The sequence below is a fragment of the Ligilactobacillus ubinensis genome (assembly GCF_024160875.1).
GTDB classification, from domain to species: domain Bacteria; phylum Bacillota; class Bacilli; order Lactobacillales; family Lactobacillaceae; genus Ligilactobacillus; species Ligilactobacillus ubinensis.
In genome coordinates this window covers 41,345-58,592 of sequence record NZ_JAIULA010000018.1, presented here as the reverse complement: position 1 = coordinate 58,592, position 17,248 = coordinate 41,345, and the positions used below count along the sequence as shown (strand labels likewise).

Here is a 17,248-nt window from a genome sequence, read left to right as displayed (position 1 = left end):
GTAGGTGAAGAAGGGGTATTGGAATTACCAACGGTACCACAAGTAGCAACACGCTTAAATGCACAACACAGTACAGCCATTCTAACAGATTGGAAAGCGCGCTTCGAAAGTGCCTATGACATTGAATTCCGTGATTTTGTAGATCATGTATCGAGAGATTTGTCACCTGAAGGTCCTTCAGCATGGGATGGATATATTGCAGCAGTAACAGCTGATGCAGCGTTAGTATCACTCGATAAAGATGGAGAAAAACAGGACTTGGATTTCCCTGAAACACCAAGCTTTTATACAGAGAAGTAAATGTAAAGTAGTTTCAGTTGGTAATTGATTAGAGTATGGAGGGATAATATGACTGATTTAGCAAGAAAGGTCTCAGTTGGTATTATAGGGCTTGGAAGATTAGGCTCAAGACATGCTAAACATTTAGTTGAAAAAATTCAAGGAGTAAAGTTAGTAGCAGCTTGCGCACTTGATGAGAATCAACTGAAGTGGGCTCAAGAATCTTTAGGTGTAAAAAATACCTATACAGACTATAAAAAAATGATTGATAAGGAAGATTTGAGTGCTGTATTTATAGTTGCACCAACACCATTCCATCCTGAAATGACAATATATGCGATGGAAGCTGGGTTACATGTTTTTTGTGAAAAACCTCTAGGTCTTGATTTAGATGAGGTAAAGAAAATGGCTGAAGTTATTCATAGCCACCCTAAACAAATTTTCCAAAGTGGATTTATGCGTCGTTATGATGAGTCTTATCAATATGCTAAGAAATTGGTGGATGATGGTAAAATAGGTAAGATTATCTATATGAGAGGCTATGGGATTGATCCAATTTCAGGAATGGAAAGTTTTAAAAAATTTGCATCTGCAGCAGATTCAGGTGGTATTTTTGTAGACATGAATATCCATGATGTAGATTTAATAAGATGGTTTACCAATCAAGAACCGATAGAGGCTTATGGGTTAACAAGTAATATTGCGGCACCAGAATTAGCTGAAATTGGAGAGTTTGAGACAGGTGTAGCACAGCTTAAATTTGATGGTGGAACTATTGCTACTTTAATAGGTGGACGACATGCAGCGCACGGAAATCAGGTTGAATTAGAGATAATGGGTTCTGATGGCTGGTTGAGAGTTGGAGAACATCCAGATATGAATCGGGTAACTGTGTTTAATGAATCTGGTGTGGTTAAACCTTCTTTGCAAAGTTTTGGAGAAAGATTTGATGATGCATTTACAAAAGAGGTCCAAGATTTTGTTCAAAACATTGCTGAACAAAAACAACCATCTGTAACTGTTGATGATGGAATTAAAGCATTACTTATTGCTAAAAGTTGCCAAGAGTCAGCCAATACTGGAAAATTGGTAACAATTCATTATGATATTTGAAGAAACTATAGTGTAGGTAGTGTTTTAATATAGTAAAATTATAAGTTATGAGATGATAGCCCATAGATTTGTAAAAAGTCTATGGGTTTTTTTAGGAGGAAGATGAAATGATTAATTATTTATTTATTTTATTTGCTATAATTGCAGGTTTATCACAACCAATCCAAAGTGGTGTTAATTATGAATTACGCAATCAAGTACATTCTGCATATTTAAGTGGAGCTATAAGTAATTTTATAGGTGCTGTCATAATGGTTGTAGTGGCTTTATTTATAGAGAAGAACACTAGCTTAGGATCGCTTCATAATGTATCTTGGTGGTCATTAAGTGGAGGGATTTTTAGTGTTATTATAGTTTCCTCAATGATTATAGTTCCTACTAAAATAAGTTATTCATATTTTTTTACGATTTTTATAGCTGGTCAATTAATAATGGCAACCATAATTGATTACTTTGGGTGGTTTGGAAATGAACCTGTTCTTCTAAATACACCGCGTATAGTTGGTATTATATTAGTGGTTACAGGTGTCTTTTTGATGAAAAGATAGATAATGTTATTTGTTATTATTTGTAGTTTTATTGTCATGTTTTGGTTGACTCGTGGTTAAAATAGAGATAATATTAACTTGAAGATATTAATAAATTTTTTAAAGAGGGGATATATTATGAGTTTACTTTACCATTCACAAAATAATTTGGTTTTTCCAGGTGTAAATTTAATTCAACAAGTTGATGAACAAAATTCACCAATGAAATATACAGGACTTAAAGTATTAACGATAGAGAAAAGTTATAAATATATTGAAAAAGAGAAAGCTCACGAAGTTGGTATTGTTATTTTAACTGGCAAAGCTACTGTAAAAGTAAATGATGAGACGTTTGAGAATATTGGACAAAGACAATCTGTATTTGATAAAATCCCAACTGATTCAGTTTATGCAGGGGTAGGAAGTTCGATTGAAGTAATTGCAGAAACTGATTGTAAAATATTAATGGCATACTCACCTACAGAAAAGAAATTTCCAACTCGTCTATTAAAGGGAGATATTCATCAAATTGAACATCGTGGGAAATATAATAATAAAAGATTAGTTCAAAATATATTACCAGATGATTTGCCATTTGCAGACAAATTATTGTTAGTTGAGGTTTATACAGAATCAGCAAATTGGTCAAGTTATCCACCACATCGCCATGACCATGATAATTTACCAACAGAATCTTTTCTTGAAGAAATTTATTATCATGAAATGAACCCTAAAACGGGATTTGTTTTCCAACACGTATATACAGATGACCATTCCCTAGATGAAACGATGACAGTTAATAGTGGAGATGTAGTAGTAGTTCCAAAGGGATATCATCCGGTAGCTGTTCCCGATGGATTTGAAAGTTATTATTTGAATATTATGGCTGGACCAAGTAGAATTTGGAAATTTCATAATGATCCAGATCTTGAATGGATTATTAATAGAAAGTAGAGGAATTTAAAATGAAAAAATTTGACCTGATTGCAATTGGACGAGCAGCTGTTGATCTTAATGCTGTTGAATATAATAGACCAATGGAAGAAACTAAAACTTTTGCTAAATATGTTGGTGGTTCTCCAGCAAATATAGCGATTGGTTCAGCAAGATTAGGACAGAAGGTTGGCTTTATAGGTAAGATAGCAGATGATCAACTTGGAAATTATGTGAAGCTTTATATGAAAGAAGCTGGAATTGATACAAGTAATCTAGTAGTGGATAAAGATGGACACAAAACAGGATTAACTTTTACAGAGATTTTAAGTCCGACAGAATGTGATATTTTGATGTACAGAGATCAAGTTGCTGATTTATATTTAACTTCAGATGAAATAAATGGAGAATATATTAGTCAAGCCAACATGTTAGTGATTTCAGGTACAGGATTAGCACAAAGTCCATCAAGAGAAGCAATCATTAAATCCATGTTTTTAGCTAAAAAACTCGGAGTGAAGGTTGTTTTTGAATTAGATTATCGTCCATATACGTGGAAAAATGCAGAAGAAACATCAATTTATTATAAAATCATTGCAAATCATGCAGATGTAATAATTGGAACTCGTGATGAATATGATGTTCTTGAAAATGGTATTGGTAATACAAATGATGAAACGGTTGCCGAACTTTTTAAGCATGATGCACAGCTAATTGTTATTAAAGTAGGTTCAAAAGGATCGTATGCATATACAAAGGAAGGAAAAATTTACAGAGGATATGCGTATGAAACTAAAGTATTAAAGAGTTTTGGCGCAGGAGATTCGTTTGCTGCAGCGTTTTTGTATGCGTATTCAAAAAACTTAGGAATTGAAACAGCACTTAAGTTTGGTGGAGCATCTGCCTCAATTGTTATTAGTAAACTTAGCTCATCAGATGCAATGCCTACTGTTGAAGAAATAGAAAATTTCTTGAAAACAGCTAAAATAAAGGAGGTTGAATAACATGTCTGGAAATGAAAGAACAGTTAGGTTAACTACCGCCCAGGCATTAGTTAAATTTTTGAATCAACAATATTTAAATGTTGATGGGAAAATAGAACCATTTGTTGAAGGTGTATTTGGTATATTTGGGCATGGAAATGTTTTAGGATTAGGAGAGGCGTTATTTGATAATCCAGGACGTTTAAAAGTTTTTCAAGGGCATAATGAACAAGGAATGGCAAGTAGTGCAATAGCTTTTAGTAGAGAAAGTTTACGAAAAAAGGTTTATGCGGTAACAGCATCTGCGGGACCTGGATCGGCAAACTTCGTAACTGCTGCTGGTAATGCATATGTTAATAATATACCTTTATTGATTTTACCAGCAGATACCTTTGCTAGTAGACAGCCTGATCCAGTTCTTCAACAAATTGAGCCGGCGATGAGTTCGGCAGTTACTACAAACGATTCTTTAAAGGCAGTTTCTAAATATTGGGATCGTATTGAACGACCAGAACAATTAATGTCAGCCCTAATCAAGGGTTTTGAAGTATTGACAAACCCTGCTACAACGGGTCCAGTAACTATTTGTTTACCACAAGATACTGAGGCAGAGGCATGGGATTATCCAGAATCGTTTTTTAAGAAACGAGTATATGTTGTAAAGCGTATTGCTCCAAGTGAATATGAAATGGAAAAAGCTAGTGAAATTTTAAAAAGTTCTAAGAAGCCTGTGATAATTTTAGGTGGTGGAGCTAAGTATAGTGAAGCTGGAGAAGCCATTAAGCGTTTTTCTTCGCTATGTGAAGTGCCAATTGTCGAAACTGCTACTGGTAAGTCAACAATTTCATATAATTTTAGAAATAACTTGGGCGGGGTTGGTGTTTTAGGTACATCAGCTGCAAATGAAGCAGTCGATGAGGCAGATTTAATAATTGCTGCAGGAAGTAGATATACTGACTTTACTACTTCTTCAAAAACAAGTTTTGATCCTAATAAAGTAAAAGTAATTAATGTAAACTTAAGTAGAATACAGGCATTGAAACTTGATGGATTTCCTGTTGTAGCAGACATTAAAAGCTTTTTTGAGAAACTATTAACAGTTGTCACTGATTATAAGAGTCAATATAATAATTTAAGTGAATTAAAAGTAAAATGGAATGTTGAAAGAGATCGGCTATCTAAAACTACTTTTGATGTAGCAGATTTTGAGCCAGAGATTGCAGGCCACTATAGCCATGATAAGTTAATCAAATATTCCCAAGCTTTAGATACAAAATTAACACAAACATCAGCACTGATTGCTATGAATGAGCATATTGAAAAAGACGCTGTTATCGTAGCAGCAGCTGGATCTTTACCAGGAGACGTACATCGAATTTGGAATCCCTATGGAGAATACACGTATCACATGGAATATGGTTATTCAATGATGGGATATGAGGTTCCAGCAGCTTTAGGAATTAAATTAGCTAAACCAGATAAAGAAGTTTATTCATTGGTTGGTGATGGTAGTTTTCTCATGTTGCATTCAGAACTGGTTACCGCAATTCAATATAATAAGAAAATTAACGTAGTTTTATTTAATAATTCAGGTTTTCATTCTATTAATAATCTGCAAATGTCACATGGACAAGCAAGCTTCTTAACGGAATTTAAAACTGAAAACAATGGCATTTTAAATATTGATTATGCTAAAGTTGCTGAAGGTTATGGCGCAGTTAGCTATAAAGTAAATACAGTTGCAGAATTTATGCGGGCTTTAGATGACGCTAAAAAACAGCAAAAATCTACTTTAATTGAAGTCCGTGTATTACCTAAAACTATGACACATGGATATGGAAAAACTTGGTGGCATGTTGGAGATCCAGAAGTTTCTCCAAGTGAAAAAATAAAAGAAGTATTTGAAGATACGAAAAAGCATACAAAAGAGGCTTTTAAATACTAGAAGGGTGTTAGAAAAAATGTTAGTTCCGATGTTTAAATTAATACAAGACGCTAAAAACAATAAGTACGCATTGGGGCATTTCAATATTAATGGTGATGATTGGATTACAACATACCTTAAAACCGCTCAAAAAAGCAATACGCCAATAGTATTAGCTACATCGGATAGAGTTGTAGATCAACTAGGTGGTTTTGAGTATATCAGTGGTTTAGTAAATTATATGATTGAACAATTAGAGATAAGTATTCCGGTAGTTTTGCATCTAGACCATGGATTATCAGTAGCACGAGCAAAAGAAGCTATTGATGCAGGCTATACATCTGTGATGTATGATGGTTCTAAATTACCAATAGATGAAAATATTGTTAAAACACAAGAGGTAGTTCATTACGCACATTTGAGAAATGTTTCTGTTGAGGCAGAAGTTGGAGCTGTTGGTGGAAATGAAAATGGATTAATCAGCGGCATAAAATATGCTAGTATAGAAGATGCTGAGAAAATGGCAAAAACAGGAGTTGATGCTTTGGCTGCAGCACTTGGATCGGTTCATGGTGATTATACGGGAAAACCAAATTTAAATTTTGAGCGAATGAAGCAAATTTCTGAAAAAACTAAGTTACCATTAGTATTGCATGGTGCATCCGGAATACCAAATGATCAAATACAAGCAGCTATAAAAAATGGTACTGCAAAAATTAATATTAATACCGAAGTAAACTATGCATGGTTAAATTCTGTAAGAGAGAGTATAAATGCTAAAAATGTTGGGCATGAACCTATACCTGTTTTGGAAGATGGAAAAAAGGGAATTGCACATTTAGTTGAATCTAAAATGCATGAATTCCATGTTTGGAATAAGGCATAACCGAAAAGAGAGAGGGAAGATAGAATATGCCACTAGTAAGATTTGATATGATTAAAAATGTTAGGACACCAGAAGAAATAGGACAGATTTTATCGATAACACAAGAAACTATTATTAATAATTTTAATGTTCCAATTAGAGATTGTTATCAGATTGTGACACAACACGAACGTTATGAAATGGTTATTCAAGATACTGGATTAGGTATTGAACGAAGTGATAAGGTACTAGTTCTTTCATTAACTAGTAGAAAAAGAAAAAAAGAAGATATATTGAAATTTTACAAACAGTTGGCTGATAATTTAAGTAAAGCCAGTCTAGTGAAACCTAATGATTTAGTTATTAATATGACATTCAATGGTGATGATGGATGGAGCTTTGGCTTAGGTGAGGCACAGTTTATAAATGGTAAATTGTAAAAGGAGATAGAGCACATGAAAGTTATTAATGCTTTTTTTTATCCGAAGCCTAGTAAAAAAAGTGAATTTGTAGGACTATTAACAAATTTGACAATTAACTCTCGATTTGAAGAAGGTTGCATAAGATATGAGTTTTTGAAAGATGCAATTGATGGAAATAAATATGTTTTAATTGAGCAATGGGAAAGTGCAAAGGCACATGAAAATCATTTAACGTATGATTACTTTAAAAAGTTTCAAAACGAAATCGATGAGTTACTATTGAACAAATCAGAAATAGTAATGGATGATACTAAGTGACAGTATTTATTGGAGGAATTTTACATGGATAACAACAGATTGTGTGTAGGCTTAATTGGATTAGGAAGACAAGGACATAACCACTATAATAATTTATTAACTTTATCACAGATTATTAAACTAAAATATGTTTGTGATTTAAAAGTTGATGAGACATGGGAAAGGGAATATAGTAACATACCAGTTGTTACGAAAGATTATTTTGATGTTTTGAATGATCCGGAGGTGGATGCAGTAGTTATTGTTACATCTACTAATACACATGCTCAGATTATAAAAGATGCAGCATTGGCAGGAAAACATATCTTCTGTGAGAAACCATTCAGTATGGATACAAATGAAGATGAAATTAAAGATGTCCTTAGAATAGTAAAAGAAAAAAATGTAAAACTTCAAATGGGATTTCAGAGAAGAGTGGACCCCCAATTTAGGGAAATACATGAAAATATTATTTCAGGAAAAATTGGTGAACCACAGATAATTAAATCTACATCTAGAGATCCGTTTGTGTTAGACAAAGAATTAATAAAAAGAATTGGAACTCTTCCATATGATTTTACAATACACGACTTAGATTTAGTTCGTTACATGATGAATTCTAATATATCTGAGGTATATGCAAAAGGTGGTACGCTTATAGACCCTACTTTGAAGGAGATTGGGGATGTAGATACAATTGCCTTAGTTCTTCAATTTGAAAATGGCACCTTTGGGATGATTGATAATTCTCGACAGGCAGTTTATGGATATGATCAAAGAATAGAAGTATTTGGATCAGAGGGAATGTCTAAAGCAGAAAATGTATCAGATTCAACTGTTGAGCTTTTTAATAAAGATAACACAAAAGTTGCCAATCCATTACCAATTTTCACAGAAAGATTTCATCAGGCATACATCAATGAAATTGTAAGTTTTGTAGATTCTGTTGTAAATGATAAGCCAGTAATTGCAGATGGTGTTGATGCTGTTATGGCAGAAAGGGCAGCACAAGCTGTTGAAAAGTCAATAAAAAGTGGAAAATCTGAAAAGGTAGATACTGTTTTTGAGATTTGATATGATGGGTTGTTAGAGCGTTAAACAATAGTTTTATAATAATAAATCATCTACGCTTTTATTAAGCGATAGATGATTTTTACTTTAAGAAAGCATAATTTTAAGTACAGTTATATTATTTTAATATTTTATAAAATTAATCAGCTAAGAATGGTAGTTTCCAAGGTTAGATATTACTTGATAATTAAGTTAATAAGTTATACAATAACTACCGGTAATAAATAAATATAATTTTTTTATTCGTACAGATAACTTGGCGTTTGCCGGGGCGAGGACAGAGGCGAATATCTTACTTTAATGCAGTTAAGAAGTGAGATATGGTCTCTTTTTTTGTTTAATTTGTGTAGAGCTATGTTTTTAAGGGGAAAAGTATGCAAAGCAAAAAGGGATTATCAATGATTCAAGTATTTATTTTATTGGTTAGTTTAATTGTCCCATTTTTTCAAAATGGAGTGATAAATGCTTCTTCTGATTGGGGAAATGAGTTTATTACTAATGCGGAGTTAGAAGACTCTAATGGAAATCCACAAACTAGTTTTAGTATTTATGATGATATGAGAGCACATTGGGATTTCGATATTCCAGCGGGAAAAGCCATGGCAGGGGATACAATTACTGTTGATATTCCAATGGTGTTTAGATTAGCTACTACAACGAAGTTTGATATTAAAGATTCTGGTGGTGTTGTAATAGGGAGAGCAGTAGCTAATCCTACTACTAAAAAAATTACTATTACGTTAACAGATGCTGTAAGTACAGATCATAATGAAATTAAAGGTAATTTTGATTTATGGGTTAATTGGGATACTACCCAAGTTACGCAAGATACCACAGTTCCAGTCAATTGGGGAAGTTGGGGGTCAACTACAATTGATATAATACCATCTAGTGGTCCAGATCCAAGTGAGGTTTTGTATAAGTGGGGTTGGTATGATGAAACTGATCCAACATTAATCCATTGGAGAGTAAGGATTAATTATGCGAAACAAGAAATAAATGATGCAAAATATACGGATACTGTTGGTGGAAATCAAAAATTGGTTTCAGGATCAATAACGGCTTATAATGTAAGCTTTTATTCAGATGGTAATACCTTTGATATTAATAGTTATTATCCAAGCAGTGCAACAATTGAAAATGGAACAGCTGGATTTACTACAAATCTAGGTAATATTAGTGGCCCCGTACTGATTGATTATGAGACTAAAGCAACAGATGGGAGTGTTTCAGCTCAATATGAAAATAGTGGTAGTCTGACAGGCACAAACATTGTGGAACAGACAGTTGATGTTCAGACACCTAATAATGGTGGTGGTGGTTCAGCAGATACTACTGTAAATATTGCAGGAACCAAAACATGGATAGATAATAATAATGCAAACAACACGCGGCCATCAAGTATAATGATTGATTTATATAAGAATGGAATAAAAGTGGATAGTCAAGAAGCTAGTGCATCAACAAATTGGAAATATGCATTTAATAACTTGGCTAAATATGACAGTACCGGTAAAATCAATAATTATACAGTAAAAGAGGAACCAGTTGCAAATTATAGCAGCAGCCAAGATGGTAATAACTTTATAAATACGTATGTACCAACAAATCCAACTATACCTATAACACCGGGTAAGTCGGAAAGCTATACAATCATCGATAATAATCTTAAACAAGAATCAGATGCTTTTTCGATTAAACAAACTCAGAATACAAGCAATCAAAAAGCATTGCCACAAACAGGAGAAGTAATTAGCCGAGCTATTGTGTTTATAGGTATAGTATTACTAAGTATTTGTGGAATATTTCTTTTACTGAAATATAGAAAAGAAACTTGATATAAAATTTGAAAATTATCTGAAAAATTATTGACAGTTCTCAAAATGTGTGTTAAGTTAAAAACATTAAATTTTAATTATAAACAAAGTAATGTTGATGAGGAGAGTAATGTTAAACGGCTGTTTAAGTGACTTCTGGATAGTGAGAAAGAAGAACAGTGTTTAAGACGAAAGTAACCTTTGAGTTGTAGGTGCGAAATGTTGAGTTCCTACGGAGTGCGCCCCTTAAAGCGCCGGTGTATCGCTGCTTAGTGGCTGTACATAGTGAGTAAGAATTGGACTTGTTCAATTTTAAATTAAGGTGGTACCGTGCTAATTAGCGCCCTTGGTCTAGGTAATAGACTGAGGGCGCTTTTTTATAATTTTAATTTAATATAACATATTGGAGGGTGATTTTTATGAAGTTAACAATAATTGGCGCAGGAGCAATGGGATTGCGATATGGTATTTTATTGCAAGAAGCTGGAAATGACGTTACATTTGTCGATACGTGGCAACCGCATATTGAAAAGATTAAGGAACAAGGTGGCGTATATGTAATGCGTGATCATAAAGATCGCCATTTAGAGAAGATTAAATTGGAAACACCTGAAACATATAATGATGACCCAGAAGTATTTATCTTTTTTACTAAACAGATGCAATTAGATGACTATTTAAAACGATGTGCTCACTTTATTAATCGAAAAAAACATTATGCTTTCACCTGTATGAATGGCATGGGACATATTGAAAAACTGCAAGAATATTTTGCTGATGACAGAATAATTGGAGGGACAGCTTTGATTGCGACTATTTTACCGGGTCCTGGTGAAGTTGATTTTATGGGGAAACGTGGCGCAGGTAAAATGAATATGTGTCCTTTAAATGAAAAACCAGATGAGATGTGTCAGAGGCTGTTCGATGAGTTAGAAAAAGCACAGATTAATCCAACGTTAACAGATGATTTTACGGGAACATTGATGACAAAAGTGATTTTCAATTCAGTTATCAATACGATTTGTACGATGTTTCAAATTCAAATGGGTGAATTTGGGAACTTTCCTGGAGCATATAAAATGGGGCGTCAATTAATTGACGAAGCTTATGATATTTGTGCTCGAGCAGGTATCAAATTAGTTTCTAGCCGTGAAGAAGAAATGTCAGCTCTTGATCATAATACAAGAATAGATATGCCGTTACATTATCCGTCAATGTATCAAGATATGAGTAAAAATAGACCAACTGAAGTTGATTACATAAATGGATATATCGCAAATTTAGGAAGAAAATACCACTATGAGGCTAAAACACATACGTTTGTGACACAAGCAGTTCATTTGGCGGAGTTTCATCAACAAAACTTAGCTAAAGCATAGTTTAAAAGTAAAAAGCCTGTTAAATCAATTAATTAAAAGATTGATTTAGCAGACTTTTAATGAGTTAAAGACAAATTATTTCTTAGGAACAAAAAGAGATAGTTCCTTTGATCTGTAAGAAACCTCAATTGGAAGATCAAGAGCTTTATCTCCATCTATTCGTGTAGTAATTTTACGGTTATGAATAGCTGATATTTTAATGTTTTCTACTTCAAATTGGGTTATTGATTTAGAGTTATTTAAACGCCCAGTTAAAGCGAAGAAACAATAAGGTAGAACTTGCTTTATCCCAATATTATTCAATAAACTAATATGCATTTTATTAGGAGATGAGGTACTGTAAACATGACCACCAATTGATTTAGTGGTTGTGATTAGAGCAAACCAAGTTTTTAAAATTTGATCAGTACCATCCTCTGACTGATAATGAATTAAAAAAGATTTATCTTTGCCAATATGTTTAACAGCTTTTATTAGATAGATAATTTTTCCAAATTTGCGCTTTTCTTGTTGCCGTACTTGATTTGAAATGTCGGCTAAATTACCAAAAGTTAATGAACTAACAACAGCTTTAGTATTATTGCAAATAGCAAATCCAACTTGACGTTGCTCATGATTCTCGACTAATAACTGCATAGCAGCAGTGATATCTAAAGGGATATTATAGCGCCTTGCAAAGTTATTAACGGTGCCAGCAGGAATAATACCAATGGGTAAGAATTTCTTTGCTTGAATTAACGCCGTTATTGCAACATTAATTGTGCCATCGCCACCAATTATGATAAGGGTGTCTAGCTTAGGTAAAGCATTTTTGATTGTTGTTATAGCATCTTTAACATTTGTTGAAGATAGAAGTAGAGGCTCTATTAGATGGACTTTTAAGAGTTTAGCGAGATTTGTTGCAATTTTTTTTGCTTCTCCTTTGCCAGAATTACCATTGAAAAAAATACCATATGTCAAATGCTGCATTTTAAAAACCTTCTTTAATATTAAGGATAAAAGTAATTAAGCTATTAAAAACGATGTACAGGCTTAAAATTATAATTGTGTCTACTTAAACTTTAACATTCCATAGGGTTGTCGACAATTAAGATGAATCAAAGAAGCTTCTTATGTTGATATAGTAAGAAGTATTTTTTATGCAAAATTAACCGATATAGAAAAATACAACTGGTAAAATTCAACAAAATCAAGTTACACCAGTATGTAATAAATCGTTATATTTAAATATTCTTAAACATTCCATTACTAATCTCTAATGCATAACAAGGGAATAATTGTAAGATTTGTGATAAAGTATAATTTAAGATTGTCGATTTATATAAGTATGTTGTTTTTGAGTTAAAGGAGGACCTAAAATGCATAAAATTTCAGAAGTATTTACTGATTACCAATTCTCTGACCACCAGTTAACTTTGCTGGCGGGGCCGTGTGCTATTGAATCTTATGAAACGTGTACGGTAGTTGCTGATCGTTTAAAAGAATTGACAGAAAAGCTTAAAATTAACTTTGTGTTTAAATCTTCTTTTGATAAAGCTAATCGTAGTTCTAATGACTCAAAACGAGGCGTTGGAATAGAAAAAGGATTAGCTATTTTAGAAAGAATAAAAAAAGAGTATCAAGTTCCAATTGTAACTGATGTTCATGAATCAGTTCAATGTAAGGCAGTTGGTGAAGTTGCTGATATTTTGCAAATTCCAGCTTATTTAAGCCGGCAAACAGATTTATTAGTAGCGGCGGCTAAAACAGGTCGGATCGTTAATATAAAAAAAGCACAATTTATGGCACCAGAAGATATGCAAGGAGCAGTTGATAAAGTAACTCCTACCAATGAGAAAATATTATTAACTGAACGTGGAACCATGTTTGGTTACCACCAACTAGTTGTAGATATGACTAGTTTATTGAAGTTAAGAGAAATAGGTTTTCCAGTGATTTACGATGCAACTCATTCTGTACAAGTTCCAGGGGGGTATGGTAATCATTCAGGTGGAAATCGAGAGTATATTTTCCCATTAATGCGATCAGCGTTAACAATTGGCGTTGACGGAATTTTTGCGGAAGTTCATCCTAATCCTCCAGAAGCAATCTCTGACGCTGATAATCAGTTATATTTAGATAAAATGGAAGGTATTTTATCTACAGCAGCAAAGATGTTTAATGAACACCAGGAACAACAGAAAGGCTGGGATGAAGATGGCCTATTATGAGATAGCGCAAGAAGTTTTCAAAAAAGAAAGTGAAGAATTACAAAAAGTAGCAGCTCGGTTAAATAATAGTTTTGATGAACTAGTTAATATGGTTGCAGATGTTAAGGGACGCATAATTTTAATTGGCACTGGTAAATCAGAACTAATAGCTAAAAAAATTGCTGCCTCATTATCTTCGATTGGATTTCCTAGTTTTGCTATAGATGCTGGAACGACTTTTCATGGTGATTTAGGTCGGATTGCTAAAGATGATTTGGTTTTCTTTGTTTCTAACAGTGGTGAAACTCAAGAAGTGGTCCAGGCTTTGTTTGCATTGCAAAATAACTATCCAGATGATTTACTCTCTATCGCATTAACCGGAAATCTAGAATCAACATTAGCTAAGAATACAAAAATGCAGTTTGATGTAGGTGTAAGTGAAGAAGTCGATGTGACCAAGATGGCCCCAACAGCATCGACAACTGCAGTATTGGTTTTTGGAGATGCACTTTTAACAGCTTTAGAAGAAAAAGTTGGTTTTACACGACGCCAATTTGCCAAGTATCATCCAGGTGGAAGTATTGGGAAAATGTTATTGCAACGAGTTAAGCATGTTATGCATACCAAGGTGCCATATGTTAATGAAGATACACCAATAAATGAAGTTATCTATACAATTAGTGATTATGGAATCGGACTAACGTTAGTAAGAGAGTTAGGGACACAAAAAATTATAGGGATTATAACAGATGGAGATATTCGGAAGAAATTTTTGAACATTTCTTCAGTAAAGAAGTCTAGTGCAAAAGATTATATGACTTATGGTTTTGTTAGTATAGATCAAGAAGAAAGAAACCGTGAGGCATGGCGGTTAATGGCACGTCATGGCATTTCAAATCTGATAGTAACAGATAGTCAAAAAGAAGTTGTTGGTGTAGTAACGATTCATGAAGTACTATAGATTTAGGTTGATATTTTAAAATAAACATTTGAATTGTTTTAAGATGGAATAGGTAATTTTCTATCTTTTTTATGTATAACAAAACCCCAAAAGTTAAGTGATGTTTGCTCTAACTTTTGGGGTTTTTAGTTAAGAAATATAAGAATATAAACACTGTTGTTTTGAAATTCTAGAAGAACAAAATCTCAATCATTTCGCATTTTATCATTGAGATAATTCATATGTGTAACTTTTTCAAGAAAATCACTGTAACTAAGTGAATGTATATCTCTATGGTCATCATTAAAATTTGAACTTTCTAATTTGTTAAAAGAATCAATTAGATAGTAAGCAGATAAGTAAGCTGCCAATCTTTTTTTTGCACTTTGTTCTAGATTGTTGGTTTTATCTTCTGGAAAATTTAAAGTATCAATAAAATGATACGCAAATTCCTTAGGATCGATTTGGATTTTATCAGACATATGTTATCACTCCTTAATAAATAAAATAAACCTTTTTGTAAAGTGACTATTTATTAACCTGATTCAGAAGTTTACCATTTTGTAAAAATGAAATTAAATTATTAGAAGCTTCTTTAGCAATTGCTGTACGAGCTTCAATTGTACCTGTTCCAGCATGTGGTGTCATAATTACGTTATCTAATGCACGTAGGCCTTCAGGAATATCTGGTTCAGTTTCAAATACATCTAATCCAGCTCCGGCAATTTGTTTATCTTTTAAGGCATCAATTAAATCATTTTGATTTATCAAGGCTCCTCTTGCAGCGTTAATGATATATGCAGTTTTTTTCATTTTCTTAAATATATCTTTATTAAAAATGCCAATTGTTGAAGGAATTGCTGGGGCATGTAAAGTAATAACATCAGATTTAGCTATTAAAGTGTCGAAACTAACATATTTAACATTAAGCTCTTTTTCTAAACCGGCATTTAGTTGATGAGGATCATTATAAATAATATTCATGCCAATTGCTTGGCAAAATTTTCCAACTTCAGATCCAATGCGACCCATGCCGTAAATACCAAGAGTTTTTCCTTGTAAGCTCATGCCCATATACTTTTGTTCTGAAACATCAATCCAATCGCCTTTACGAACAGTCTTGTCATAGAAGTATAGACGACGAACAGTTGCTAAAATAAGTGCAAAAGTCATTTCAGCGGTTGCAACACGGACCCCTTGTGGACAATTTGTAACAACGATACCCTTTGATTTAGCATATTGAATATCAATATGATCAAAGCCAACCCCATTGGCAGTAATAATTTTTAGATTCGTACCTGCATCAATTAATTCGCGATCACCTTTCAATCCCATTATAAGCAATCCGTCAAATTTATATAAATTATCTAAAACCCATTGTCTAGTTTCTTTTTGAGGTTCATAGGTTACATCGAAAACTTCACGTAATTCTGTCAGACCTTGTTCTGGTATAATACCTGTTACTAGAATTTTTGCTTTGCTCATAATTGTGCTCCTCTCTGCAACGTTATTTATTTTTAAATGAAGGATCTTTAGATTCTAGCATTGCATCTAAATTTTCTTTTTTAAAGTAGACTTTCTCAGCATTATTATATAGTACATCTTCTAGTTCTTCAGTTGTAAATATATCTGTAGCTTCTAGCCAAGTAGATAAGTCGTGATAGGAGTTAAAGGTAGAGGACCATGGGGAATCTGTTCCCCAGATAATACGTTTAGAACCTAAAATTTTTTTAGCTAAGGCAACATCTTTTTGACAACGTGGGAAAGGAAACTCTGTTTCTCCCTCAATATCTTGGATAGCTGAAATATCAGTATATATATTTGTAAAATCTTTCCATTGAGTTAATGCATTTTCTAATCTATCTAAATGATTAGCATTTGGAAATGAGAGATGACAAACAACAAAATCAAGTTTAGGATAACGAGCAGCTAGATTCGCAATTACTTCGGGTTCGTAACTATACTGTGAAGAATCACCATAATCGGTAGTTACTACAAAGCCAGGATAATCCGAGATAAAATGGAATATTTTTCCAATATCAGGGTTAGTGTCTAAGCGAAATGGTGAGTGATATCCATGGAGCCCGCCGCCTTGACTAATTTCAAATTTAATAGCGCGGAAACCAAGATCTTCAACATGGCGACGAACAATTTCCATAGCAGTATCTGCAAATGGATCTACAGAAAAAGCAGCGACAAATTTATTAGGATATTTTTTAACGGCTTGATAGGAGTAGTAATTTTGATAGCCATTTAAACTACCTTGTAATAAAACAGCTTTTTCAATTCCGTTTTCTGACATAACTTTTAATGCAGATTCAGCTAGAAAATTATCATCACCCCAACCATCGGGAATTAATTTGATAACAGTACCATCATCCCAGATTGTACGACCATCACCAAGTGGTGTCATACGACCTTTTCCATTTAAACCAGCTACGGAACGAACTAAATGTAAATGTCCTTCAATTTTTTTCATTATAAATAACCTCCAATGTTTTATAAATTT

The 17,248-nt window shown here is 33.2% G+C and carries 17 protein-coding genes and 1 pseudogene; 14 read left to right on the top strand and 4 right to left on the bottom strand.

Annotation, left to right across the window (positions count from 1 at the left end):
* The 12 genes and pseudogenes from LB941_RS09115 to LB941_RS09060 form a co-directional block, all read left to right on the top strand.
* A pseudogene (locus LB941_RS09115) lies at positions 1-300 on the top strand (inositol 2-dehydrogenase); the annotation flags it as partial.
* Positions 301-348: 48 nt separating this feature from the next.
* Positions 349-1,392 (top strand): Gfo/Idh/MocA family oxidoreductase, encoded by a 1,044-nt coding sequence (locus LB941_RS09110; protein ID WP_253361414.1) that lies wholly within the window; start codon positions 349-351, stop codon positions 1,390-1,392.
* Between the two features lie 107 nt (positions 1,393-1,499).
* The gene (locus LB941_RS09105) at positions 1,500-1,940 is read left to right on the top strand and encodes a DMT family transporter (protein WP_253361412.1); all 441 of its coding nucleotides are present in this window, start codon (positions 1,500-1,502) and stop codon (positions 1,938-1,940) included.
* A 117-nt stretch (positions 1,941-2,057) separates the two neighbouring features.
* Positions 2,058-2,873: a 5-deoxy-glucuronate isomerase gene (iolB, locus tag LB941_RS09100; protein WP_253361410.1), complete on the top strand. Its 816-nt coding sequence runs from the start codon at positions 2,058-2,060 to the stop codon at positions 2,871-2,873.
* Positions 2,874-2,884: 11 nt separating this feature from the next.
* Entirely contained in the window at positions 2,885-3,856 is a 972-nt protein-coding gene (gene iolC / locus LB941_RS09095) for a 5-dehydro-2-deoxygluconokinase (protein WP_253361408.1), read from the top strand.
* A gap of 1 nt (position 3,857) precedes the next feature.
* Complete coding sequence (iolD, locus tag LB941_RS09090; protein ID WP_253361406.1) at positions 3,858-5,780, top strand: 3D-(3,5/4)-trihydroxycyclohexane-1,2-dione acylhydrolase (decyclizing); 1,923 nt, start codon at positions 3,858-3,860, stop codon at positions 5,778-5,780.
* Between the two features lie 16 nt (positions 5,781-5,796).
* Complete coding sequence (locus LB941_RS09085) at positions 5,797-6,645, top strand: class II fructose-bisphosphate aldolase (RefSeq protein WP_253361421.1); 849 nt, start codon at positions 5,797-5,799, stop codon at positions 6,643-6,645.
* A gap of 26 nt (positions 6,646-6,671) precedes the next feature.
* The gene (locus LB941_RS09080; protein ID WP_253361404.1) at positions 6,672-7,064 is read left to right on the top strand and encodes a tautomerase family protein; all 393 of its coding nucleotides are present in this window, start codon (positions 6,672-6,674) and stop codon (positions 7,062-7,064) included.
* 15 nt (positions 7,065-7,079) lie between these two features.
* Positions 7,080-7,364, top strand: a complete 285-nt coding sequence (locus LB941_RS09075) for a putative quinol monooxygenase (protein WP_253361402.1) — start codon at positions 7,080-7,082, stop codon at positions 7,362-7,364.
* 24 nt (positions 7,365-7,388) lie between these two features.
* Complete coding sequence (gene iolG, locus LB941_RS09070; RefSeq protein WP_253361400.1) at positions 7,389-8,417, top strand: inositol 2-dehydrogenase; 1,029 nt, start codon at positions 7,389-7,391, stop codon at positions 8,415-8,417.
* A gap of 371 nt (positions 8,418-8,788) precedes the next feature.
* Entirely contained in the window at positions 8,789-10,252 is a 1,464-nt protein-coding gene (locus LB941_RS09065) for an LPXTG cell wall anchor domain-containing protein (RefSeq protein WP_253361398.1), read from the top strand.
* Positions 10,253-10,650: 398 nt separating this feature from the next.
* Positions 10,651-11,610, top strand: a complete 960-nt coding sequence (locus LB941_RS09060; protein ID WP_253361396.1) for a ketopantoate reductase family protein — start codon at positions 10,651-10,653, stop codon at positions 11,608-11,610.
* Positions 11,611-11,685: 75 nt separating this feature from the next.
* On the opposite strand, the gene LB941_RS09055 is transcribed toward LB941_RS09060, so the two are convergent.
* Positions 11,686-12,579, bottom strand: coding sequence for a diacylglycerol/lipid kinase family protein (locus LB941_RS09055; protein ID WP_253361394.1), 894 nt, complete (start codon positions 12,577-12,579; stop codon positions 11,686-11,688).
* A gap of 389 nt (positions 12,580-12,968) precedes the next feature.
* Here LB941_RS09055 and kdsA point away from each other — a divergent pair, with 389 nt between their 5' ends.
* Positions 12,969-13,820: a 3-deoxy-8-phosphooctulonate synthase gene (gene kdsA / locus LB941_RS09050; protein WP_253361392.1), complete on the top strand. Its 852-nt coding sequence runs from the start codon at positions 12,969-12,971 to the stop codon at positions 13,818-13,820.
* Entirely contained in the window at positions 13,807-14,760 is a 954-nt protein-coding gene (locus LB941_RS09045) for a KpsF/GutQ family sugar-phosphate isomerase (protein ID WP_253361419.1), read from the top strand. Before kdsA ends, LB941_RS09045 begins: the two co-directional genes overlap by 14 nt.
* A gap of 185 nt (positions 14,761-14,945) precedes the next feature.
* Here LB941_RS09045 and LB941_RS09040 read toward each other — a convergent pair whose 3' ends face one another.
* Genes LB941_RS09040 through LB941_RS09030 form a run of 3 tightly spaced genes read right to left on the bottom strand, consistent with a single transcriptional unit; the run spans position 14,946 to position 17,218 of the window.
* The gene (locus LB941_RS09040) at positions 14,946-15,221 is read right to left on the bottom strand and encodes a hypothetical protein (RefSeq protein WP_253361390.1); all 276 of its coding nucleotides are present in this window, start codon (positions 15,219-15,221) and stop codon (positions 14,946-14,948) included.
* A gap of 46 nt (positions 15,222-15,267) precedes the next feature.
* Positions 15,268-16,224 carry an NAD(P)-dependent oxidoreductase gene (locus LB941_RS09035; protein WP_253361388.1) on the bottom strand — a complete coding sequence of 319 codons (957 nt, stop codon included), beginning with the start codon at positions 16,222-16,224 and terminating at the stop codon, positions 15,268-15,270.
* A 22-nt stretch (positions 16,225-16,246) separates the two neighbouring features.
* Positions 16,247-17,218 carry an amidohydrolase family protein gene (locus tag LB941_RS09030; RefSeq protein WP_253361386.1) on the bottom strand — a complete coding sequence of 324 codons (972 nt, stop codon included), beginning with the start codon at positions 17,216-17,218 and terminating at the stop codon, positions 16,247-16,249.
* Positions 17,219-17,248 lie beyond the last annotated feature (30 nt).